Raw genomic sequence first — 22,445 nt, 5'->3', positions numbered from 1 at the left:
GGTGCCGCAGTACCCGTGGGCGGGTCAGCGAAGCGTGCGCTCGGGCTCCCTCGGCTCCCCGCGCAGGGCCACGGCCCGCCGGGGCCGGTCGGTGATCAGCACGTCCACGCGCGGATGGTCGAGAAACGTCTTCATCAGGGTGTCGTCGTTGACCGTCCAGACCATGGTGAACAGTCCGTTCCGGGTCGCCTCGCGCAGCACGCTCGCGCGGGCGAGCTGCTGGTGCACGGCGACCCCGCCGGCCCCGCAGGCGCGCACCCGGCGCATGGGCAGCAGCTCGCTGAGCCGCGTCCCGGCCAGCCGGGCCCAGCCGATCTCGTCGCGGTCGCGGCCGAGCGAGAGGGCCGTACGGACCCCGGGGAAGGCCTCGGAGATCGCGGCGACGGAACGGTCCTCCAGGGTGGTGGCGACGAATCCGTCCGCCCCGAGCAGGGCGACGGCCCGGTCGATCACCTCGCGCTCGTAGCCGGCCTCCTTGAGGTCGAGGTGGCCGACGAGCCGGCCCGCGATCAGCTCCATGACCTCGTCGACGACCGGCACCGGGTATCCGGCGCGCTCGCTCAGCTCGGCGTGGGAGATCGCTGACAGCAGCGGTCCGGTGTGGTCGACGCGGGCGTCGTGGTAGACGGCGAGGACGCCGTCGGCCGTACGCCGGATGTCGAACTCGACGTACTCCGCGCCGCTGAGCAGCGCGTCCTCGTACGCCTCCCAGGTGGCGGCACCGGCGCGTTCGGAGCCGCCCCGGTGGGCGGAGACGGCGGGTCGTCGCGGCATGATCGTCAACTCCCGGAGGGGGTACGCGGTGCGGGCACCGGAGGGGGCGGGTCGGCGGACGCGGGCAGCAGGGTGCCGGGCCGTCTGCCGACCCTGCGGAGCAGGACGTATCCGATGACGACCAGGATGACGAAGGGCAGCCAGGCCAGAGCGTACGCGGTGCCGTACCGGCCGAGGTCGATGATGGACCGGCCCTCGTCGACGTCGGTGGCGTTCACGCCGAAGAAGGCGAGCAGCAGGGTGGGCGGCAGGGCTATCAGGGTGGCCGCGGCGACGAGCGCGGAGATGACCCGGTTCTGCCGCTCGTCGCGGTCGGCGAGGGCGGCGTCCAGGGCCGCCGAGCGGGCGTTGATGACGGAGGTCAGCCGCTCGACCATGCGGGCCGAGTTGTCGAGGCTGTCGCGGATGCCGAGGGTGTCGCCCAGCGAGGACTGGAAGCTCTCCGTGAGCATCTCGGGGATCAGCAGGCTGTCGACGTACGCCTCGACTCCGAAGGCGAGGTCCAGCTGGAGTTCGTTGACGCCGTCCGAGAGCCGGGAGATCAGGGTGCGGACCTCGGCGGCCGAGCGGGTCGCCGCCTGCTCGTTCTGCTTCATCATCGCGAAGGCCGCGAGCCGGGTGCGCTGCAGCACGGCCAGCGCCGAGATCATGCCGAGGGCCACCACGGCCAGGCCGTTCTCCACGTGCAAGGCCCAGCCCGCCTGGACGGAGACGCCCCGGCCGTGGGCGGAGAGGGTGACGCCGTGGTTCCTGAGGTTGGGCGGCACGCTGACCCGGAGACGGTCGGCGGCCTCGGCCGGCATCCTGCCGCGGTAGATGATCCCGTTGAGCAGCGCCGACTGCCGGGACTCGTCGCCGTGGGCGAGCAGCTCCTCGCGCAACCGGCCGCCGGGGAAGACGAGTTGGTGCACGTTCAGGCCGAAGGTGAGGGGCTCGGGCAGGCCCAGGCGTTCACGCAGCACCTCCAGCAGGGGCCGGTCGCCGCATTGGAGGCGCTCGCGGGCGAAGCAGGTGGTGGCGAGCCAGGCGGAGACCGCACGGGCGTCGGTGGCGCCGGCGAACTCGCAGTCCAGCATCAGGGTGGCGTCGCCGCGCGGGGTGGCGACGACGAGGAGGTCGACGGAGGCGAGGCGCAGACCGTGGTCGCCGTCGGGCAGTCCCAGCTCACCGGCGGCCATCCGCTCGGTCAGCACCGGTACGGGCAGCACCGCCTCGCCGGATTCCAGGTGCGGCGCGAAGCGGCCGAACCGGAAACGCTCGACGAGTCCCTGCGGCGCCGGGTCCGGCGGGCGCACGCGGCAGCCGAGGCTGAACAGCAGCAGAATCCGGGTCACTTCCCGAGAGCCGATGTCAAGCACCGTCTCGCTGCCCGCCGTTCCCGTCACCATCGCGGTCCCTCCGACTCACCGGCGTCCATGTCATACCCCGAACCGACGTCGCGCAGGCCGCCCGGGTGGACGACCTGCGCGAACCATGACCGTCGAACGCCGCCCGATGCTCAGGCGAGCTTCGCGGTGAGGGTGATCGGGACGGCCTTCAGGGCCTGGCTGACCGGGCAGTTGGCCTTGGCGTCCTCGGCGGCGGCGAGGAAGTCCGCCTCGCTGATGCCGGGCACCGTGCCCTCGACGGTGAGGTGGATGCCGGTGATGCCCTCACCCGGCTGGAAGGTCACGTCCGCGGAGGTGACGAGCTTGGTGGGCGGGGTGCCGGCCTTGTCCAGGCCGTTGGAGAAGGCCATGCAGTAGCAGCTGGAGTGGGCCGCCGCGATCAGCTCCTCCGGGCTGGTCTTGCCATTGGCCGCCTCGGCGCGCGAGGGCCACGACACCGGCTGCGCGGCGATCGCGCCGGAGGAGTCGAAGGTGACGACGCCGTTGCCCTGGAACAGGTTGCCTTCCCACACGGTGTGTGCGGAGCGCGTGGTTGCCACGATGAATCCCTTCGGTGAGGTCCCGTGTTCGGGGGTCCGTGGACCCCATCCGATCACACTCCGGCTCAACTCACCCGGAAGACCGGCCCACGCGCGGTGAACGGCAGCCGGGCTCCCTGCGGGATCAGGTAGGCGTGCTCGCGCTTCACCCGCAGCACGTCGCACCAGCCGTCCGTGATGATCAGCACCGGCGCCCCGGGCGGGAAGTCCTCCGCGCGGTGCAGGAGATCGACGCCCGGCTGGAGGATCGTGCCGCCCCGGCCGTGCACCCGCACCCTCCCGGCGATGTCCGTCACGGACACATAGCCCGCGTCGTGGGCGGCAGCGTCGCAGAACACGACCCTCGCGGCCGGGACGTCCCGGGCCTCGGCGTAGGAGGCGATGGCGCCGAGGGCCTTGCCGAGCAGGATCCGATTCATGGAGCCGGAGGTGTCCAGGACCACGCCGAAGGTGCAGCGGGCGATCTCCTCCGGCGGGAAGTACCGTCCCGCGCGCGGGATGTCGGGCGTGGAGGCCTGGCGGCGCGCCGGGCGGGCGTACGTCCGCACCGGCTCCGGACGGGGCACGAACTCGTCGAACCAGCGGGCCAGTTGCGCGTCCCAGGGCAGCGGCGGATGACTGAGCGTGCGGATCTCCTCGACCAGGCCGCCGGGCAGGAAGCCGCGCTCCTGCCGCTGGTGCAGGTCCAGGCCCTGGTGGAGGCCGCGACGGTAGAACTCGTCGAGGTCGACGTAGTCGCGGGGCGGTCCGAGCGGGCCGCCCAGGATGTCGCCGGCGCCCTTGCCGCGAAGAGTGGCCAGGCGCCGCATCCGGCGCAGGTCGCCGGCGAGCCGGTCGTAGACCTCCTCGGCGGACAGACCCGCGAGCGTGGCGTCGTACAGGAGCCCCTCCGGCATCGTGCCGACGTCCATCTCCTTGAGCCAGCCGTTGATGACGTAGTCGCAGGCGACGTTGAAGAGATAGGGGTCGCGGGCGCCGCAGCGGTCGCCGTGGCGCAGGGCGGCGTGCAGCATCTCGTGGGCGAGGACGAACCGCCACTCCTCGTCCTCGAAGGTGCGCAGCGGGTTGATGTAGATCTCGCCCGCCTCGGCGTTCACCGCGGCGACGGAGATGCCGTGGGCGCGCGCGAGTTCGGCGTCGGCGACCAGCTTGATCCCGGCCGCGATCCCGGCGAGCAGCGGGTAGGAGGAGACGAACCAGCTCAGGGCGCGCTGCCAGGGGCGCAGGGCGGCCGGTTCGCCGGTGAGGCTGTCGCGACGGCCGCCCGCCATGTCCATCGCGGCGGACACGGTACGGGTGAGCGCCGTGGCGAAGGCCAGCTGGTGGTCGGGCGGCTGCCCGTACCAGCCGTGCCACTCCACCAGCCGCAGGTCGGGGGCGTCGCCCGCGGTGCCGCTCCGCTCGTACACGGCCGGGATGCCGTCGCGGCGCCAGCGCGCGGCGAGCTGCTCCTCGTCACCGTCGGGGTAGGTGGCGGGCAGGTGTTCCGGGGTCTTGCCGATGGGGAAGCCGAGCAGGAAGCGGTTGACGACGACACAGCGGGCGACGAGGTCGCAGCGGTCGGGCTGGGTGCGTTCGCCCTTGGCGGCAGGGACATGGCCGAAGCCGAGGTGGAGGACGGCGTGGGCGAGGGCCCAGGCCCAGTCGGCCGGGTCGGCCATGCGGTCCGGGTGGGCGTGCAGGGTGGCGCTGGAGGTGACCCGGACGAGTCCCTCGCGCGGGGCCAGCTCGCAGCTCTCCTGGCGGCAGACGTCGAACTCCACCGCCGCCAGCGCCGGGTTGGCCTTCACCAGCCGCATCCCCTCGGCGAAGGCCTCGCCCGCGAGGTCGCGCTTCTTCTTCGGCCGCTCCCGGCTCACCGGCGCGCCTCCACCAGGCGGGGCATGTCCCGGGCCGCCTCCACGAGGAACCAGGAGGGCAGCACCGGGTTGCCGTCGGCGTCGGAGGCGATGACGGTCTGGGCGACCTCGACGGAGATCTCCGCGAGCTGCACGAGCAGCGACTTGGCGCGGTAGGCGGTCTGGCGCCCGCTCGCCGACATGTGCTCCTTGCTCGCGGGCAGCTCCTTGATCAGGCGTCCGCGGAAGGAGTCGGCGAGGTAGTAGAGCAGATCGCGGTCGGCGAGGCGGTTCGGCCAGCGGGCGTCGCCCTTGATGATGGCCTCGATGCCGAACTGACTGCGGACGATCTTGACGTAGCCGCAGAACGCCGTCGCGTGGGCGGGCGTCAGCGTGCCGTGCGCGAGGACCTTCAGGGTCTCCTCGTCCAGGCCGGGTCCGAAGGAGTGCAGCGCGTCGGAGAGCATGTGCCAGGAGCGGGGCGTGGAGAACGGCTCCTCGGTCTTGGGCGGCTTGGACCACAGGTGGTCCGGCCGGTCGGTGAGGTGGTCCACCACCCACGGGTGGACGTCGTTGCCCGCGGCCCAGACCAGCCAGTCCTTGGGGGACGCCTCCAGGTGGACATGGGTGAGGCGGTTGACGAGCGCGGAGGCGATGGGCCGGGCGAGGGCGTTGTCGGTGGCGCGGTTCCCGGCCCCGATGACGATCGACCCCTTGGGCAGCTCGTAGTTGCCGATACGGCGGTCCAGGATCAGCGAGTAGAACGCCTTCTGCACATCCGGCGTGGCCGCGTTCAGCTCGTCCAGGAACAGGCAGTACGGCTCGTCCCGGGCGATCGTCTCCGGCGGGCAGAACACCGACCGCCCGTCCCGGATCTGCGGCACACCGATCAGGTCCTCGGGCGCGAGCTGGGTGCCGAGCAGGCTCACGCACTCCAGGCCCAGCGACTCGGCGAAGTCCCGCACCAGGGAGGACTTCCCGATGCCGGGGGCACCCCAGACGAAGACCGGCCGCACGGTGGCGAGGCCGAGGAGGAGTTCGGGGAGACGGGCAGGGGTGACGGTTGCAGCAGCCTGCAAAGCAGGGACCTCTCAAGGGTGTTCGAGCGAGTTCGACGGTGAACAGTGTGTGCGTACGACCGTTTTGACGCACCCGGTTTTCAGGCCGCCCGCTCCCCTGCCGCCCGCTCCCTCTCCGCCCGCTCCTTGGCCGCCCGCTCCACCGGCATCTGCGGCCCGCCCGACTCGTCCAGCCAGCGGCGCAGGACGCGGTGCACCTGCTCGGCGCCGACGAGTTCCGTGCCGTCCTCGACCGGCGTGGACAGGGCGAGCGGGGAGAGCAGGAAGGGCCTGCCCTGGGCGCCGCCCAGGCCGCCGTGCGAGCCGATCTGCTCCTCGAAGGCGAGGACTTCGCCGTCGGCCGGGTCGTACATGGAGTTGACCATGACGTCGGCGGTGTGCGGGAAGGTGTGGGTGCGCCGCACGACCTCGGCGGCGCCGGGGCCGAAGGGGGCGAGCGGGCCCGGGTCCTGGTCGAGGCGGTCCAGGGGGATCTCGGTGCCGAAGGGGCCGAGCACGACCCCGCCGTGCCGCTCGCTGCCCACCAGCAGGAAGCCGACGCCGGGGTGGTTGGCGAGGGTGGTCAGCAGCGCGGGGTGGCGGGCGTCGATCTCCTCCTTGGTCATCCGGTGCGGGACGTCCGGGAAGGAGATCAGGCCGAGGTTGCCGGAGGCCAGCACCATCGGCTCCGAGTGGCGGTCCGGGCGGTGCCGCTCGCCGTGCTCCTCGACGGGGATCCGCAGTGCGGCCCGTACGGCGGCGCGGGCCTCGGCGCCGCTGTGGGTGCGCCGGGCCCGGCGCGGCACGGGCAGCCCGCAGCCGGCCCGGACCAGATCGCCGAGGGTGAGGCCGTAGCGCGAACGGAAGGTCTCGCCGGGGCTCTGCCCGTGGTCGGAGAGCACGACGATCCGGTACGGCCGCGGCGCGTGCTCGGCGACCTGCTCGATCAGTGCCAGCGCCTCGTCGAGGCGCTGGAGGACCTTCTCCGCGTCGCGGCTGACCGGCCCGGAGTGGTGGGCTACTTCGTCGTAGGCGACGAGGTCGGCGTAGACGGCGGTGCGGCCGGCGAGCATGTCGCCCATCACCGCGGCGACGACGACGTCCCGTTCGACGATGGTCGCGAAGGCCCGTACGAAGGGGTAGAGGCCGCCGCGCGAGACCCGCGGGCGGGCCTTGCGCAGCCGGGCGCGGGTGGACTGGCCGATCTCCCGGCCGACCTCGGCGACGAACGACAGCGCGGTGCGCACCGCGTTCGCCGGGTCGGAGAAGTAGGCGAAGTAGCCCGCCCGGGAACGGTTCTCGCGGCTGCGGCGCCTGGTCGCGATGGACAGCACCAGGGCCTGCTCCTCGGCGCCGCCGCTGAACAGGTTGCCGCGGCTGGCGCCGTCGACGGTGAGCAGTCCGCCGCCGCCGGAGGCCTCGCGGGCGCGGCGCTGCAGCTCGGCGGCGCTGGTCGGGCGGTTGCAGACCATCACCTCGCGGCTGTCCTTCTCGTACCAGCGGAAGGCGGGGACGTCGAAGTTGCTGCCGTGCAGGATGCCGAGCTGGCTGGCGCCGGTCTGGCTGGACCAGTCGGTGCGCCAGGGGGTCAGCCGGTGGGTGGGGCGGTCGCCGTCGGTCCAGCGGGCGAGGGTGGGCATGAGCCCCTTGCCGACGGCGTCCCGCAGCACGTCGTGACCGACCCCGTCGAGCTGCATGAAGACGGTTCCGGGGGTGGACGGACAGGGCGGTGCGCTGCCGCGCCGGCGGTCGGCGAGGCGGTACAGCCGGCGCCGGTAGGCGTCGTCGTCGCGTACGGCGAGGGCGGCGCCGGTGGCGGAGGCGACCGCCGACATCACGGCGGCGACCACCACGGCGGTCTCCCAGGCGGCGCCGCCGCGCTCGGCGGGGTTCAGCCGCAGGGCGACGAGCAGGAGGGCGCCGTTGAGGAAGAAGACCAGCAGACCGAGGACGAGCGCGGGCACGAGCAGCAGCAGCCGGACGAGCAGCGGCCAGACCAGGGCCGACAGCACACCGAAGGCACCGGCGCCGAAGGCCGCGGTGACCGCGATCCGGGTGGCGCTGTCGCCGTCGGCGGACTGGAGCTGGAAGTCCGGCAGGATCCCGGCGAGCACCAGCATGGTGAGCGTCGACACCACCCACACCGCGACGCTGCGCCCGACCTGACTGGCCACCCGCCGCCAACGCCGCCCAACCACGCCCCGTACACCTCACGTCCCGACCCGACTGTCCGGCGGGCCTGCCTCCACCTTGTCATATGGACGCGCGGAAGCACGGGGCCGTTGCCAGGCCGCCCTGCCGTCACCTGCCCGCCTGCCCGCCTGCCCGCGGCAGGACCTGGCTGTATTGACCTACCGCCCGTCGTAGCCCGCGGTCGGCAGGGTCAGCCGGCGGTGCACGTGGGCCTTCATCCGGGAGTCGTAGCGGGGCTCCTCGCAACCCACCGTCTCCACCCGGACCCCGCGTCGGGCGCACTCGGCGGTGAACTCCTCGACGGAGGACAGGGCGCTCTCCAGCACCCGGCGGCTGGGCACCACGAACAGGTCGACTCCGGGACGCACGCCGTCCCACAGCACGCAGTGGTCCGCCCGCAGTCCGCGCACCAGCAGTTCCCGGCTCACCGTGTATCCGCGCTCCGCCGCCCACCGCGCGCACATCGCGTGCTGGCTGCGGGAATCCACCAGGAAGGGGTCGGCGTCCAGTTCCTCAAGCGGCGTCAGACTCGCGATCGCCGTGACCCGCACCGGTCCCATGGGGTCCCCCTCACCTCCGGGTTTCAGGCGCCGACACTACTCCTGCCCGTAGGCTTCGGGGGAGTCGCGCGATGGAGGCAAAGAGGTGCCCGTGGAGATCACCTGGTGGGGTCACGCCACCTGCACGGTCGCCGACTCGGACGTACGCGTCCTGACCGACCCCTTGTTCGCACGCCGGCTCGCGCATCTGCGCCGCCGCCGGGGCGCCCTCCCCCCGCCCAGCGCCTGGCATGCCGATGTCGCGCTCGTCTCCCATCTGCACGCCGACCACCTGCATGTTCCGTCCCTTGCGCGGCTCGCCGAGGGCACGCGCCTGGTCGTGCCCCGGGGCGCGCTCCGGGCCGTGCCGGGGCTGCGCCGGCTCACGCATCTGCGGATCGTCGAGGTGCGGGCCGGCGATGTGACGCCTGTGGGTGCTCTGCGGGTGCGGGCCGTGCCCGCCCGCCACGACGGACGGCGCCTGCCGGTGGGACGGCACCACTCCCCCGCCCTCGGCTACGTCATCGAGGGCGAGGCGCGCACCTACTTCGCCGGGGACACCGGTCTGTTCGACGAGATGGCGCGGGAGGTCGGCCGGGTCGACGTGGCGCTGCTGCCGGTGGGCGGCTGGGGGCCGTATCTCGGCGAGGGCCATCTCGACGCGGGGCGGGCGGCGGAGGCACTGGCCCGGCTCGCGCCCCGGAGCGCGGTGCCGGTGCACTACGGCACGTACTGGCCCATCGGCATGGACGCCGTGCGCCCCCATGAGTTCCATGCGCCCGGTGACGAGTTCGCCCGGCTCGCCGCCGAGCGTGCGCCGGGCGTCGCCGTGCACCGGCTCGGGCACGGCGAGAACGTACGGCTGGAGGTGTCCGCGTGAGCCTCCTCGCCACGGCTTCCTCGACGGTGTCGGCCGAGTCGGCACAGCAGGCGATCGGCCTGCCGACGCTGTTCGTGCTGGTCCTGCTCGGGGCGCTGGTGCCGGTCATACCCACGGGTGCGCTGGTGAGCACGGCGGCGGTGGTGGCGTTCCATCAGACGGCGCCGTTCACCCTGGCGATGGTGTTCGTCACGGCCTCGCTGGCCGCGTTTCTCGGTGACATGACGTTGTACTGGCTCGGGCGGCGGGGCATGAAGTCCCGGAACGGGTCGCGGTGGCTGAAGGCGATCCGGTCCCGGGCGCCGGAGGAACGGCTGGACCAGGCGCAGACGAAACTGGCCGAGCACGGTGTCGCGGTGCTGGTGCTGTCCCGGCTGGTTCCGGCCGGGCGGCTGCCGGTGATGCTGGCCTGTCTGATCGCCGAGTGGCCCATGCGGCGGTTCGCCCGGGGGAACCTTCCGGCCTGTCTGGCATGGGCCGTGACGTATCAGCTGATCGGGATTCTGGGTGGGTCGCTGTTCCCGGAGCCGTGGGAAGGGGTCGTGGCGGCGGTGGCGTTGACGCTGGTGATCAGCGCGGCGCCCAGTGTGTGGCGGCGGGTCCGGGCCTGAGCGAGGCCTAGGCGGCCGTCAGTACCCGCGAGCCTCCCACCGGCAGATCCCACAGGTTCTCCCTCGGCAGCCCCGCCTCCTTCCATGCCGACCGCACCCTCCGCAGCGGCTCCAGCACCGGCTCCGCCGACAGGACGAACGTGCCCCAGTGCATGGGCGCCATCCTGCGCGCCCCCAGGTCCCGGGTAGCCCGCACCGCCTCCTCCGGGTCGCAGTGGACGTCGCTGAGCCACCAGCGGGGGTCGTAGGCGCCGATCGGCATGAGGGCCAGGTCGATTCCGGGGTAGCGGCGGCCGATGCGGGTGAACCAGTGGCCGTAGCCCGTGTCGCCGGCGAAGTACAGTCGTCGGCCCTCCTCGTCCGTCAGGACCCAGCCGCCCCACAGGCTGCGGCAGGTGTCGGTGAGGCTGCGCTTGGACCAGTGGTGGGCGGGGACGAAGTCGAAGCGGACGCCGTCCAGTTCGGCCGCCTCCCACCAGTCCAGTTCAGTGACGGTGGTGAAGCGGCGGCGGTGGAACCAGCGGGCCAGACCCGCCGGTACGAACACCGGGGTGTCGCGCGGCAGCCGGCGCAGGGTGGGGGCGTCCAGGTGGTCGTAGTGGTTGTGGCTGATGACGACCGCGTCCACCGGCGGGAGCGAGTCCCAGTCGATCCCGACCGGGGTGATCCGGGCCGGGGTGCCGATGATGCGGCGGGACCAGACCGGGTCGGTGAGGACGGTCAGGCCACCGATCCGGACCACCCAACTGGCGTGTCCCGCCCAGGAGACGGCGATCGTGCGGGCGTCGACGCGGGGCAGCGGGGCCGGTTCGCAGGGCAGCAGCGGAAGGTCGGCCAGGCCCTCGCGGCCGGGGCGGACGGCACCCTCGCGGGCGAACCGGGCCATGGCCTTCAGGCCGGGCAGCGGCGCCGTGAGGCGGTCGTGGAAGGTGCGCGGCCACACCCGCCGCTCGCCCAGCGGGCGGGGTTCGGCGAGCGGGGGAAAGGGGGCGGTGGAGGCGCTGTCGCAATCCTTCGTGGTCGACTCGGACTGCTGCGTCATCGAGGAGACTCCCATCGCCGAGCATGGTCGCGGAGATCGTCGAAGACCGACTTCACATGGTTGAACGCGCTTTGCACATGGGGCAGTTCCAACGGCGAGGGTGAACCCAGGCATTCCGTGCGCTCCTCGTCCGTGCCGCCGAGGAGATCCCCGGTGGACAGCCGCACGCGCGGTGCCGCGAGGTCGTCACCGAAGCGGTGCCCGCCGGGCGCGGGCATGCCGAGCCGGGCGGTGAGGAAGTCCTCCAGATCCTGGGCGTCGCCGACGCCGTGCGCGCCGAGCGCGCTGCGCAGGGGGCCGAGGTCGACATAGAGATGCCGCCCGGCCTGGGGCGGGCGGGCGACGGCTCCCGCGCCGACGACGACCGCGTGCAGGGCGGCGGCCAGGCGTGCGTGCAGGGCCACGGCGGCGGCCCGGCGCGCGGCGACCGGCTCGGGTTCGGTGAGGGCGTACCCGGCCGCGGCGGCGACCGGCCCGGCGACCCGCGCGCCGAGCGCGGTGAGCACGTCGAGCACGCGCGCGTGAAGGCCCCCTCCGGCCTCGCCCGGCGGGAACCGGGCGACCGCGGCGGGCCAGCCGGGGGGCAGCAGCGCCCCGGCCAGGTCAGTGACGACGCTGACCCGTTCCGGGAGCATCTCGGCGGGGCTGAGCAGCACCGAGTCGTGCGGGGCGTGCCGGGTGTCCCGCCAGGTCTCGTCGCTGACCAGGTGCAGGCCCTCGCCCGCGGCGGCCTCGACGGTCTCGTGCAGCAGCTCCGGGGGCGCCACGGTGGCGGTGGGGTCGTCGGCGACCGACAGCACCAGCAGCCGCGGGTCACCGCCTTCGGCGCGGACCCTGCGCACGGTCTCCAGCAGGGCGTACGGATCGGGCACCCCGCCGCTCTCGGCCGGGGTGGCGACATGGAAGACGGGTCTTCCCAACAGGCGTGCGTACGGCGCCCACCAGGCCGCGCAGGGCCGGGGCACCAGGACGTCACCGCCGACCGCGGCGGTCAGCGCGAGCAGCAGGGCGTTCGCGCCTGGGGCCGCGACCACCCGGTCCGGTACGGCGGACAGACCGCGCCGGTCGAAGTGGCCGCAGGCGGCGTCGAGCAGGGCCCCTCCGCCGCCCACGGGCTCGCTCTCGGCCCGCCCGGCGGCAGCGGCGAGCACGGCGGCCAGCTCGGGCAGCACCGGCAGCCCGTCCCCGGGCAGCGGTGGCCCGTACCGGACGGGGCCGTGGCTCTCGGGAACCCTCCGCGCCACCCTGACTCCCTCCTGGTGCGTGCGGGGCGACAGGGCGCCCCAGGGGTTCTGCCTACCCAGCGAGCCGGGTCAGATGCCCCCCGTCGGCCTCCCGCGGCGCAGCCGGTACACGGCACCTCCCGCCGCGCACGCGATCAGCGCCCCGCCGGCGACCAGCAGGGGCACGGAGTCGGTGAAGGCGCCGCCCTCACCGGCGTGCACGCCCTTCTGGATCACCGCGGGCGGGCAGGTCTCCCGGTGCGGCTCGGGACACGGCTTCGCGGAGTGCGTCGCGCCGCCCTTGGCGACGGTGAAGGTCGCGCTCCACTGCTTGCCCTGCCCGCCGGGGGCGGCGGGACAGGTCCCGTCGACGGTCCAGGCGGTGTCGGGCCCCACGGAGTCGACACCCTCCAGCTCCGCCGCGGGGACGATCCGGGCGCTCCCCCGGTAGGCGGGCCCACCCGCATCCTCCTGGCCCGCGACCTTGTGCAGGGCGACCGTGCCCTCCTCGAAGGCCTGCGAGGTGGCGTCCAGGGTGGCGGGCGCGGGCCCGCCGAGGGGATCGCAGGTGACGGAGACGGTGACGGACCCGCCCGGTTGCACGCTGCTCGGACTGACCTCCGCGGCCGGTTCCGCGAGAGCCGACGAGGCGGCGAACCCCAGGACGACACCGCCCAGGGCGAGGGCGGACAGGACACGGACGATGCGGCGCATGACGCGGGCTCCTCAACCGACGGCTGTGGGACGCGCCACCGCGCGCCCCACAGCCATCAGAGCTTCCTTGCCACCACCCCGCGCGCGGCCGAACGCCATTGGCGGGACGAAGACGCCCGTGCGGGTGAAACTACGCCGCGTCCCGCAGCACCTGTTCCCGCACCCGCCCGCAGCACCGGCTGATCAGCCGGGACACGTGCATCTGCGAGATGCCCAGCTGCTCGGCGATCCGGCTCTGCGTCATGTCGCCGAAGAACCGCATGTACAGAATCGCCCGCTCCCGCTCGGGCAGGGCGGCGAGCCGCGGCTTCACGGCTTCCCGGTCCACCACGGTGTCGAGCGCCGGGTCCGCGGACCCGAGCGCGTCACTCAGGGAGTAGCCGTCCTCGCTGCCGGGCAGTTCCGCGTCCAGGGACAGCGCCGTGAAACTCTCCAGCGCCTCCAGGCCGGCCTTGACGTCGGCCTCGGTCATGTCCGCGTGCTCGGCGATCTCCGCCACCGAGGGGCGGCGACCGGAGACGGTCTGCAGGTCCTGCACGGCGAACCGGACCCGGTTGCGCAGGTCCTGCACCCGCCGCGGCACGTGCAGCGTCCACATGTGGTCCCTGAAGTGCCGCTTGATCTCACCGGTGATGGTCGGCACGGCGTAGCTCTCGAAGGCGTTGCCGCGTTCGGGGTCGTACCGGTCGACCGCCTTCACCAGCCCGAGGGCCGCGACCTGGCGCAGGTCCTCGAAGCTCTCGCCGCGGCTGCGGAAGCGGCCCGCGAGCCGGTCCGCCATCGGCAGCCAGGCCTCGACGATCTTCTCGCGGAGTGTGTCGCGCTGCGGCCCGTCAGGCAGCGAGGCGAGTGTGCGGAACGCCTCCGCGGTGTCGGGGGCGTCATCGTGCGGGTGGTGCTTCGCGCTCACTCGTGTGGGCATGTGCGTCGCAACTCCCTATGTCCTGTGCTCTGGTTGGACGGTCACCGTGGGAGCGCGCGGCGGAACCGGACGGAACGCGGCCCGGGTCGGCGGATCGCCGCTCCCACGGACGTGCCTCCTGTCCGAAGCACTGAGGGTTCGCCTGCCCGGGCCCCCTCGCCGCAAACACCCCGTCCAGGGTTTTCGGCAGTCGCGCAGGGTGACTCGTAGGGCTGCCCGTCCGTACTCGTCCGGGAGGTCCGGCATGACCACCAAGGTCTCCGATCACGTACTGCAGCGACTGCGCGAATGGGGGGTGGAGCACGTCTTCGGCTACCCCGGCGACGGCATCAACGGCCTGCTCGCGGCCTGGGGCCGGGCGGAGAACCGGCCGCGCTTCATCCAGTCCCGGCACGAGGAGATGTCCGCGCTCCAGGCGGTCGGCTACGCGAAGTACAGCGGACGGGTCGGAGTGTGCGCGGCCACCTCGGGACCCGGCGCGATCCATGTCCTGAACGGCCTGTACGACGCCAAGCTGGACCATGTTCCGGTGGTGGCGATCGTCGGCCAGACGCACCGGACGGCGATGGGCGGCTCGTACCAGCAGGAGGTCGATCTGCACACCTTGTTCAAGGACGTGGCCTCGGAGTTCGTGGAGACGGTGACCGTCCCCGAGCAGCTGCCGAACGTGCTGGACCGGGCGATCCGCACCGCCTACGCGCGCCGCTGCCCGACCGCGGTCATCATCCCCGGCGATGTGCAGGAGCTGGAGTACACCCCGCCCACGCACGAGTTCAAGATGGTGCCCTCCAGTCTGGACCGCGGTTCGTGGACCGCGGTCCCCTCCGAGGAGTCGCTCGAGCGGGCCGCGGAGATCCTCAACTCCGGTGACAAGGTGGCGATCCTGGTCGGCCAGGGTGCCGCCGGGGCCCGGGACGAGGTGGAGCGGATGGCCGAGCTGCTCGGCGCGGGCGTGGCCAAGGCGCTGCTCGGCAAGGACGTGCTGAGCGATGAACTGCCGTATGTCACCGGCTCGATCGGCCTGCTCGGCACGCGGGCGTCGTACGAGCTGATGCGGGACTGCGACACCCTGCTGACGGTCGGGTCCTCCTTCCCGTACTCCCAGTACCTGCCGGAGTTCGGCGAGGCGCGGGGGGTGCAGATCGACCTCGATCCGCACATGGTCGGGATGCGTTTCCCGTACGAGGTGAATCTCGTCGGTGACGCGAGCGCGACGCTGGCCCGGCTGATCCCGATGATCGACGCCGGGCGCGGGCGCGAGTGGTACGACACCGTGTGCGACAACGTGAGCCACTGGCGGGACATCATGGAGCGGCGGGCGAATCTGTCGGCCGACCCGATCAACCCGGAGTACGTGGCCCGGGCCCTCGATCCACTGCTGCCCGCCGACGCGATCGTCAGCTCCGACTCGGGTTCCGCGGCGAACTGGTACGCCCGGCATCTGACGATGCGCCCCGGCATGCGCGGCTCCCTGTCCGGCACGCTCGCCACGATGGGCTGCGGGGTGCCGTACGCGATCGGCGCGAAGTTCGCGCATCCGGACCGGCCCGCGATCGCCCTGGTCGGGGACGGCGCGATGCAGATGAACGGGATGGCGGAGCTGATCACGGCGGCGAAGTACCGCGATCAGTGGGAGGACCCGCGTCTGGTGGTCGGCGTGTGGAACAACCGCGACCTCAACCAGGTCACCTGGGAGCTGCGGGCCATGGGGGGCGCGCCGTCCTTCCTGCCCTCGCAGGAGCTCCCGGACGTGCGGTACGCCGAGTTCGCCCGCTCGCTGGGCCTCACCGGGATCCGGGTGGAGAAGCCGGAGGACGTGGAGGCGGGCTGGCGGGCCGGTCTCGAGGCGGACGGCCCGGCGGTGATCGAGTTCCTGACCGACCCCGCGGTTCCGCCGATCCCGCCGCACGCGACGTGGGACCAGATGGAGGCCACGGCCGCCTCGATCCTGAAGGGCGACGCGGACCGCGGCTCGATGATCAAGCAGGGCTTCAAGGCGAAGCTGCAGGAGTTCCTGCCGGGGCGGGAACGGAAGTAGCCTCGCCCGGCTCGGCCGGCAGCAGCGCCTCCTCGTAGCGGCTCAGCGCCAGCAGCACGCCGAGCATGAACAGCGGGATGAGTACCGCGAGCAACAACATGACCCGTCCTTCCGCGGAGCGGTGCGCGGGGGGTGCGGACCGGGTCTCCGGACGGGCGCGGAAGAAACGTGGCAAAGCCGGCCGGACTGTGTCGGTCGCCGCTCTTCGGGTACGCGGTGCGCACCCGCGAAGATCTGGAGGGAGTCATGCAGCGAGGCAGCGACCGCCTGAGCGTCCATCGCGACGACGAGATGAAACACGAACTCCAGGGCCTGCTCAGGTCCGGCCACCCCACGCGCGTCGAGGAGTGGCACGACCCGGAGCCCGGCGCCGACGACGATCCGCAGGTCGCGGGTGGTCCGGTGACGCCCGGTGTGGGCGCGGTGTCCTTGCCGGCCGTGCGCCAGGCACTGGCCCGGTACCTCAGCCGCAGCGCGTTCCCGGCGGGCCCGCGCGAGCTGGCCGGCACCCTGCGCCACAGCTACGCGCCCGACGGCTTGGTGGAGCCCCTGGACCACCTGCCGCGCTCGGCGCGCTACGCCACCGTCCAGGAACTGGCGGAGGCCCTGACCGGCGGCGAGAGGGGCCGCCGCCATGGCTGACCTGGTCCGGGACGTCATGACCGCGGGAGTGGTCGCCGTCCGCCCGGACGCGTCGCTGGTGGAGGCGGCACAGCTGATGCGCGCCCAGGACATCGGCGACGTGGTGGTGGCCGACGGCCAGCGGGTCGTCGGGATGCTCACCGACCGTGACATCACGGTCCGCGCGGTGGCGGACGGCATCGACCCGCTGACCGTGAGCGTCCGGTCGGTGTGCAGCCCCGATCCGGTGGTGGTCGCGCCGCAGGACCCGGTGCCGGCCGCCGTCGCCCTGATGCGCCGGCACGCGGTGCGCCGGCTGCCGGTCGTCGAGGACGGCCTGCCGGTCGGCATGGTCAGCCTCGGCGACCTCGCCGAGGCCCGCGACCCGGACTCGGCGCTGGCGGACATCAGCCGCGCCAGTCCGGGCGGCTGACCCCGTGCGCCGCGTCGGCCGCGGGATCGAGGACAGGCCGCGCGACCGGGCCGCGGAGATCGAGGGCCGGCCGATCGAACCACACATCCACGCTTTCCGCAGGCCGCGCCGCTCGGGGCGCTCACCTCGCTGATGTGGGGCACGGGCCGCGATCGGCGCCTGTGTGCTGCTGCCGTACGGCGAGGAGTTGCTGCTGTGCCGGCGGACGGCGCGAAAGAGGAAGCGCGAAGAGGAAGAAGGAGGACTGAACCATCATGCGCATCGCATTTCTCACCGCGCCCGAGGGCGTCGAGCAGGTGGAGCTGACCGATCCCTGGCAGACGGCGGTGGACGCCGGTCACGAACCCGTGCTCGTGTCGACGAAGCCGGGGAAGATCCAGGCCTTCCACCACCTGGACAAGGCGGACACCTTCCCGGTGCAGGAGGTCGTGGGCGAGACCTCCGCCGATTCCTTCGGCGGGCTCGTGCTGCCCGGCGGGGTCGCCAACCCGGACTTCCTGCGGATGGACGACAAGGCCGTCGCCTTCGTCGCCGCCTTCTTCGAGCAGGGCCGGCCCGTCGCCGCGATCTGCCACGCGCCGTGGACGCTGGTGGAGGCGGACGTGGTCCGCGGCCGGGTGCTCACCTCCTGGCCGAGCCTGCGCACCGACATCCGCAACGCGGGCGGCACCTGGGTCGACGAGCAGGTCAAGGTCTGCGACCACGGCCCCAACAAGCTGGTGACCAGCCGCAAGCCGGACGACCTGAAGGCGTTCTGCGAGACCTTCCTGGACGTGTTCGCGAAGGAGTCGGCCTGATGGACCGCGACCCCAAGCAGGAACAGCGCGAGGCCTTCCGGGCGGACGACCCGGCCGGCGGACCGCTCACCACCGACCAGGGCGTGCCGGTCGACCACACCGACGACTCGCTGGCCGCCGGTGAGCGCGGGCCGACCCTGATGGAGGACTTCCACTTCCGGGAGAAGCTCACCCGTTTCGACCACGAGCGGATCCCGGAGCGGGTCGTGCACGCGCGGGGCGCGGGGGCGTACGGCTATTTCGAACCGTACGAGTCCTGCGCCGAGTTCACCCGCGCCGCCTTCCTCCAGGACCCGGCCGTGCGGACCCCGGTGTTCGTGCGGTTCTCGACCGTGCAGGGGCCGCGCGGCTCGGCGGACACCGTTCGGGATGTGCGCGGCTTCGCCACCAAGTTCTATACGTCCGAGGGCAATTACGACCTCGTCGGGAACAACTTCCCGGTCTTCTTCATCCAGGACGGCATCAAGTTCCCGGACTTCGTGCACGCGGTGAAGCCCGAGCCGCACAACGAGATCCCGACCGGGGCGTCCGCCCATGACACCCTGTGGGACTTCGTGTCGCTGCAGCCCGAGACGCTGCACGCGATCATGTGGCTGATGTCGGACCGGGCGATCCCCCGCAGTTACCGCATGATGCAGGGCTTCGGCGTGCACACCTTCCGGTTCGTGACCGCCGACGGGCGCGGCACGTTCGTGAAGTTCCACTGGAAGCCGCGGCTCGGGGTGCACTCGCTGGTGTGGGACGAGGCCCAGGAGTGCCAGGGCCGCGACCCGGACTTCAACCGGCGGGATCTGTGGGACGCGATCGAGGCGGGCGAGTACCCGGAGTGGGAGCTGGGTGTCCAACTGGTACCGGAGGAGGACGAGTTCGCCTTCGACTTCGATCTGCTGGACGCCACGAAGATCATCCCGGAGGAGCAGGTGCCGGTGCGGCCGATCGGCCGGATGGTGCTGAACCGCAACCCGGAGAACTTCTTCGCCGAGACCGAGCAGGTCGCCTTCCACACGGCCAACGTCGTCCCGGGCATCGACTTCACCAACGACCCGCTGCTCCAGGCCCGCAACTTCTCGTATCTGGACACGCAGCTGATCCGGCTCGGCGGCCCCAACTTCGCGCAACTGCCGGTCAACCGGCCGGTCGCGCCCGTCCGCACCAACCAGCGGGACGGCTACGGCCAGAGCCAGATCCACCGGGGCACGAACTACTTCCCGAACTCGCTGGGGGGCGGCTGCCCGGCCCACGCGGGTGTCGACGCCGGCGCCTACACCCACTACGCCGAACGCGTCGACGGGGCCAAGATCCGGCGCCGCAGCCCGAGTTTCCAGGACCACTACAGCCAGCCCGCGCTGTTCTGGCACTCCATGAGCGACTGGGAGCGGCAGCACATCGTGGCCGCGTTCCGGTTCGAGCTCGGCAAGGTGGAGGCGCGGGAGGTGCGCGCCCGGACGGTGGAGCAACTGGCCAAGGTGAACGGCGAGCTGGCGTCCGAGGTGGCGCGCGGTGTCGGGGTCGCGGCGCCGTCGGGGGCCGAGGAGGGCACGAACAAGGTGCTCTCCCCGGCGCTGAGCATCGAGCGGCAGCGCGGCGACGGCTCCATCCGCACCCGGCGGATCGCGGCTCTCGTCACCGACGGTGTCGACGCCGACCAGCTGACGTCGGTGCGCGAGGCGCTCGCCGCCGAGGGCGCGGTCGTCGAGGCCCTCGCGCCCGCCGACGGCACCGTCGCGAGCGCGGACGGCGAGCGGTTCGCCGTGGACCGGGCGCTGCCCACCATGGCGTCGGTGCTGTACGACGCGGTGCTGCTGCCCGGCGGCCCGGTGGGCACACCGCCCGCCGCGACCGACCCGGACGTGCTGCGCTTCGTGCGGGACGCGTACCGGCACGGCAAGCCGGTCGGCGCGCTCGGCTCGGGCGTGGTGATCCTGTCGTCGCTGGAGCCGGAGGGCCTCGACGTGTCGACCGGGTTCCACCAGGTGGTCGCCGATCGGGGTGTGGTGACCGACACCTCACCGGGCACCGCGAGCGAGGACTTCTGCCGGACCTTCGTGGCCGCGATCGCGGCCCACCGGCACTGGGACAGGGCTCCGCTGCGCCGCTGACGGCGCCGGAAGGATCAGGTACCCGGGGTGTCCGGGGTCGCGGCTTCTCCGGAGCCGCGGTCCCGGGCACCCTCGCGGGTACGGCCGGCGACGACCGGGCGGCGCGGGTTGCGACGGAGGTACTCGCCCTCCAGCTGGGCCATACGTTCGTTGTGGGCCCGCAGTGCGTCGTTCGAGCCGTACAGGAGCGCGTCGTGGCGCGTGCGGTGGATGGTCTCCAGCTCCTTCATGAGCTGCTGGTCGTCCAGCCGGCTGGGGTCGACTCCGGTCATCGTGGCACCCCGCTCGTCGTGTCCCTGACCGAGGTCCGGGAGGGACGGTGGATCTCGCGTTCCTGAGTCCACTGTACGAACATCCCGGGCCCCGGGCCTCCGTGCGGGGCGGCGCCCGCTAGCGCGCCCGCTCCACCCGCCGCTCGTCCCAGACCGGCTCCGTCGTCTCCCGGACCCGGCCGTCACTGCCGAAGACCAGAAAGCGATCGAACGCACGCGCGAACCAGCGGTCGTGGGTCACCGCCAGGACCGTGCCGTCGAAGGCCTCCAGGCCCTCCTGAAGGGCTTCCGCGGACTCCAGGTCCAGGTTGTCCGTCGGCTCGTCCAGCAGCAGCGCCGTCGCGCCCTCCAGCTCCAGCAGCAGAATCTGGAACCGCGCCTGCTGACCGCCCGAGAGCCGGTCGAAGGTCTGCTCCGCCTGCTGCGTCAGCTCGTAGCGGCGCAGCCGCGACATCGCGGCACCCTTGTCCTGCGCGTGCTCCTTCCACAGGATGTCCAGCAGCGTGCGCCCCGTCAGCTCGGGGTGCGCGTGGGTCTGCGCGAAGTGCCCGGGCACGACCCGCGCACCCAGCTTCCACGCGCCGGTGTGCGCCACCTCCTCCCCCGCCAGCAGGCGCAGGAAGTGCGACTTCCCGGAGCCGTTGGAGCCGAGGACCGCGACCCGCTCGCCGTAGAAGACCTCCAGCGAGAACGGCTTCATCAGACCCGTCAGCTCCAGGGACTCGCACACCACCGCCCGGACGCCCGTACGGCCGCCCTTCAGGCGCATCGTGATGTCCTGCTCCCGCGGCGGCTCCGGCGGCGGTCCCGCTTCCTCGAACTTCCGCAGCCGCGTCTGGGCCGCCGCGTACCGCGACGCCATCTCATGGCTCACCGCCGCCGCCTGCCGCAGCGTCAGCACCAGCTTCTTCAGCTGAGCGTGCTTCTCGTCCCACCGCCGCCGCAGCTCCTCGAACCGCGCGAAGCGCTCGCGCCGGGCGTCGTGGTACGTCGAGAATCCCCCGCCGTGCACCCACGCGTCCGCCCCCGTCGGCGACGGCTCCACCGAGACGATCTTCTCCGCGGCGCGGGCGAGCAGTTCCCGGTCGTGGGAGACGAACAGGACCGTCTTGCGGGTCTCCTTCAGCCGCTCCTCCAGCCACCGCTTGCCCGGCACGTCGAGATAGTTGTCCGGCTCGTCCAGCAGCAGCACCTCGTCGGTGCCGCGCAGCAGCGCCTCCAGCACCAGCCGCTTCTGCTCACCGCCGGACAGCGTGCGTACCTGCCGGAACTGCGCCTTCTCGTAGGGCACCCCCAGCGCGGCCATGGTGCACATGTCCCACAGCGTCTCGGCCTCGTACCCGCGCACCTCGGCCCAGTCGGCGAGGGCCTGCGCGTACCTCAGCTGCGCGGCCTCGTCGTCGACCGTCATGATCCCGTGCTCGGCGGTGTCGACGGCCTGCGCGGCCTGCCGGATCCGGGGCGGCGCGACCGACACCAGCAGATCCCGTACGGTCGTCTCGTCCCGTACGGACCCCACGAACTGGCGCATCACGCCGAGACCGCCACTGACCGTGACCGAACCGCCGTGCGGCTTCAGCTCACCGGAGATCAGCCGCAGCAGGGTCGTCTTGCCCGCGCCGTTCGGGCCGACCAGGGCCATCACGGCCCCCTCGCCGACCCGGAAGGACACATCGCCGAGGAGCGGCCTCCCGTCGGGGAGGTAGTACTCCAGGTGCGCCGCTTCGAGATGTCCCATGGGGTGGCATTCTCCGGGTCACCCCCGGACCAGGGCAAACCGTTATCCGGCGTCCTCCAGCGGCTCGCCCGCCGGACCGCCCTCGCCGGCCGGGGCCACGCTCGCGCCGGCCCACGACAGCGCCTTGAAACCGTCGGACGGCGAGCCCTCCAAGACCACCACACCGGTGTTGTCCAGCCGGTGCGCGGCGGCGAAGGCGATGTCCACGTTGTCCGCACGGGCCGCCGTCCAGGTCCGGATGACCGCGCCGTGGCTGACCATCGCGACCGTCCCGGCACCGCTCGCCGCCGCCTCCGCGACCACGGCGTCGAACCGGGCGAGCACCTCCTCGCCGCTCTCCCCGCCGGGCATCCGCAGGCCCGTGTCCCCGGCCGCCCAGGAGAACGCCGTGCGCATGTACAGCTCGCCCTGCTCGGTGTGGCCCGGCAGCATCTCCATGTCACCCGCGGAGATCTCCCGGATGCCGTCCCGCACGATCGCCTCCAGGCCGCGCGCGGCGGCCAGCGGCGCGGCCGTGAGCTGCGTGCGCACCAGCGTGGAGACGTACAGGGCCTCGATGTCCTCGTCGGCGAGGGCCTCGGGCAGCGCGGCCGCCTGGGCCTCGCCGAGCGCGGTCAGACCCGGCCCCGGGACGGCGGTGTCCAGCAGGTAGTCGACGTTCGTGGGGGTCTGGCCGTGACGGACGAGGAGCAGACGCATTCAGGCCCTCCGGGGACGAGAGCGGCA

At 72.8% G+C, this 22,445-nt stretch carries 21 protein-coding genes; 7 read left to right on the top strand and 14 right to left on the bottom strand.

The features are described from left to right. Positions 1-24: 24 nt before the first annotated feature. From AC068Z_RS27250 to AC068Z_RS27220, 7 genes are all read right to left on the bottom strand, one after another. The gene (locus AC068Z_RS27250; protein ID WP_478560823.1) at positions 25-774 is read right to left on the bottom strand and encodes a glycerophosphodiester phosphodiesterase family protein; all 750 of its coding nucleotides are present in this window, start codon (positions 772-774) and stop codon (positions 25-27) included. A 5-nt stretch (positions 775-779) separates the two neighbouring features. Further along, on the bottom strand, positions 780-2,162 hold the full coding sequence (locus tag AC068Z_RS27245) for a CorA family divalent cation transporter (RefSeq protein ID WP_478560821.1): 1,383 nt from the start codon (positions 2,160-2,162) through the stop codon (positions 780-782). 110 nt (positions 2,163-2,272) lie between these two features. Beyond that, entirely contained in the window at positions 2,273-2,701 is a 429-nt protein-coding gene (locus AC068Z_RS27240; protein WP_478560818.1) for an OsmC family protein, read from the bottom strand. 65 nt (positions 2,702-2,766) lie between these two features. Next, positions 2,767-4,500, bottom strand: a complete 1,734-nt coding sequence (locus tag AC068Z_RS27235) for a vWA domain-containing protein (RefSeq protein ID WP_478561017.1) — start codon at positions 4,498-4,500, stop codon at positions 2,767-2,769. Between the two features lie 56 nt (positions 4,501-4,556). Further along, complete coding sequence (locus AC068Z_RS27230; RefSeq protein ID WP_478560815.1) at positions 4,557-5,618, bottom strand: ATP-binding protein; 1,062 nt, start codon at positions 5,616-5,618, stop codon at positions 4,557-4,559. Positions 5,619-5,698: 80 nt separating this feature from the next. Further along, positions 5,699-7,795, bottom strand: a complete 2,097-nt coding sequence (locus tag AC068Z_RS27225) for a phage holin family protein (RefSeq protein WP_478560812.1) — start codon at positions 7,793-7,795, stop codon at positions 5,699-5,701. Between the two features lie 153 nt (positions 7,796-7,948). Beyond that, the gene (locus AC068Z_RS27220; RefSeq protein ID WP_478560809.1) at positions 7,949-8,350 is read right to left on the bottom strand and encodes a hypothetical protein; all 402 of its coding nucleotides are present in this window, start codon (positions 8,348-8,350) and stop codon (positions 7,949-7,951) included. Between the two features lie 85 nt (positions 8,351-8,435). Between AC068Z_RS27220 and AC068Z_RS27215 the strand changes: the two genes are divergently transcribed. Beyond that, on the top strand, positions 8,436-9,209 hold the full coding sequence (locus AC068Z_RS27215) for an MBL fold metallo-hydrolase (RefSeq protein WP_478560806.1): 774 nt from the start codon (positions 8,436-8,438) through the stop codon (positions 9,207-9,209). Next, positions 9,206-9,820 (top strand): DedA family protein, encoded by a 615-nt coding sequence (locus AC068Z_RS27210; RefSeq protein ID WP_478560803.1) that lies wholly within the window; start codon positions 9,206-9,208, stop codon positions 9,818-9,820. Before AC068Z_RS27215 ends, AC068Z_RS27210 begins: the two co-directional genes overlap by 4 nt. 7 nt (positions 9,821-9,827) lie before the next feature. Here the strand turns inward: AC068Z_RS27210 and AC068Z_RS27205 are convergent, their stop codons facing one another. The 4 genes from AC068Z_RS27205 to AC068Z_RS27190 all read right to left on the bottom strand — a co-directional run bounded on the left by AC068Z_RS27205 (position 9,828) and on the right by AC068Z_RS27190 (position 13,721). After that, a complete protein-coding gene (locus tag AC068Z_RS27205; RefSeq protein WP_478560800.1) occupies positions 9,828-10,862 on the bottom strand; it encodes an MBL fold metallo-hydrolase in 1,035 nt (344 codons plus the stop codon). Continuing rightward, on the bottom strand, positions 10,859-12,106 hold the full coding sequence (locus AC068Z_RS27200) for an aminotransferase class I/II-fold pyridoxal phosphate-dependent enzyme (protein ID WP_478560797.1): 1,248 nt from the start codon (positions 12,104-12,106) through the stop codon (positions 10,859-10,861). The genes AC068Z_RS27205 and AC068Z_RS27200 overlap by 4 nt, the downstream gene beginning before the upstream one ends. A 69-nt stretch (positions 12,107-12,175) precedes the next feature. Then, entirely contained in the window at positions 12,176-12,799 is a 624-nt protein-coding gene (locus tag AC068Z_RS27195) for a hypothetical protein (RefSeq protein ID WP_478560794.1), read from the bottom strand. Positions 12,800-12,929: 130 nt separating this feature from the next. Then, positions 12,930-13,721, bottom strand: coding sequence for an RNA polymerase sigma factor SigF (locus AC068Z_RS27190; RefSeq protein ID WP_478560791.1), 792 nt, complete (start codon positions 13,719-13,721; stop codon positions 12,930-12,932). A 244-nt stretch (positions 13,722-13,965) separates the two neighbouring features. On the opposite strand from AC068Z_RS27190, the gene AC068Z_RS27185 reads away from it, so the two are divergent. The 5 genes from AC068Z_RS27185 (at position 13,966) to AC068Z_RS27165 (ending at position 19,709) form a co-directional block, all read left to right on the top strand. Further along, positions 13,966-15,759 (top strand): thiamine pyrophosphate-requiring protein, encoded by a 1,794-nt coding sequence (locus tag AC068Z_RS27185; RefSeq protein WP_478560788.1) that lies wholly within the window; start codon positions 13,966-13,968, stop codon positions 15,757-15,759. Between the two features lie 246 nt (positions 15,760-16,005). Further along, positions 16,006-16,401: a DUF2795 domain-containing protein gene (locus tag AC068Z_RS27180; RefSeq protein WP_478560785.1), complete on the top strand. Its 396-nt coding sequence runs from the start codon at positions 16,006-16,008 to the stop codon at positions 16,399-16,401. Beyond that, complete coding sequence (locus AC068Z_RS27175) at positions 16,394-16,813, top strand: CBS domain-containing protein (RefSeq protein ID WP_478560782.1); 420 nt, start codon at positions 16,394-16,396, stop codon at positions 16,811-16,813. The genes AC068Z_RS27180 and AC068Z_RS27175 overlap by 8 nt, the downstream gene beginning before the upstream one ends. A 254-nt stretch (positions 16,814-17,067) precedes the next feature. Then, a complete protein-coding gene (locus AC068Z_RS27170) occupies positions 17,068-17,610 on the top strand; it encodes a type 1 glutamine amidotransferase domain-containing protein (RefSeq protein WP_478560779.1) in 543 nt (180 codons plus the stop codon). Next, on the top strand, positions 17,610-19,709 hold the full coding sequence (locus tag AC068Z_RS27165; RefSeq protein WP_478560777.1) for a catalase: 2,100 nt from the start codon (positions 17,610-17,612) through the stop codon (positions 19,707-19,709). The genes AC068Z_RS27170 and AC068Z_RS27165 overlap by 1 nt, the downstream gene beginning before the upstream one ends. Before the next feature lie 14 nt (positions 19,710-19,723). Here the strand turns inward: AC068Z_RS27165 and AC068Z_RS27160 are convergent, their stop codons facing one another. The 3 genes from AC068Z_RS27160 to AC068Z_RS27150 all read right to left on the bottom strand — a co-directional run bounded on the left by AC068Z_RS27160 (position 19,724) and on the right by AC068Z_RS27150 (position 22,418). After that, entirely contained in the window at positions 19,724-19,981 is a 258-nt protein-coding gene (locus tag AC068Z_RS27160; protein WP_478560774.1) for a DUF6158 family protein, read from the bottom strand. 118 nt (positions 19,982-20,099) lie between these two features. Further along, positions 20,100-21,719 carry an ABC-F family ATP-binding cassette domain-containing protein gene (locus tag AC068Z_RS27155; protein WP_478560772.1) on the bottom strand — a complete coding sequence of 540 codons (1,620 nt, stop codon included), beginning with the start codon at positions 21,717-21,719 and terminating at the stop codon, positions 20,100-20,102. A 42-nt stretch (positions 21,720-21,761) separates the two neighbouring features. Further along, positions 21,762-22,418, bottom strand: a complete 657-nt coding sequence (locus AC068Z_RS27150) for a histidine phosphatase family protein (RefSeq protein ID WP_478560769.1) — start codon at positions 22,416-22,418, stop codon at positions 21,762-21,764. Positions 22,419-22,445: the final 27 nt, after the last annotated feature.

The sequence above is a fragment of the Streptomyces sp. NPDC043726 genome, assembly GCF_056436565.1.
Note: the sequence above shows the minus strand (reverse complement) of the source record. Positions and strands in the feature narration are given on the sequence as shown.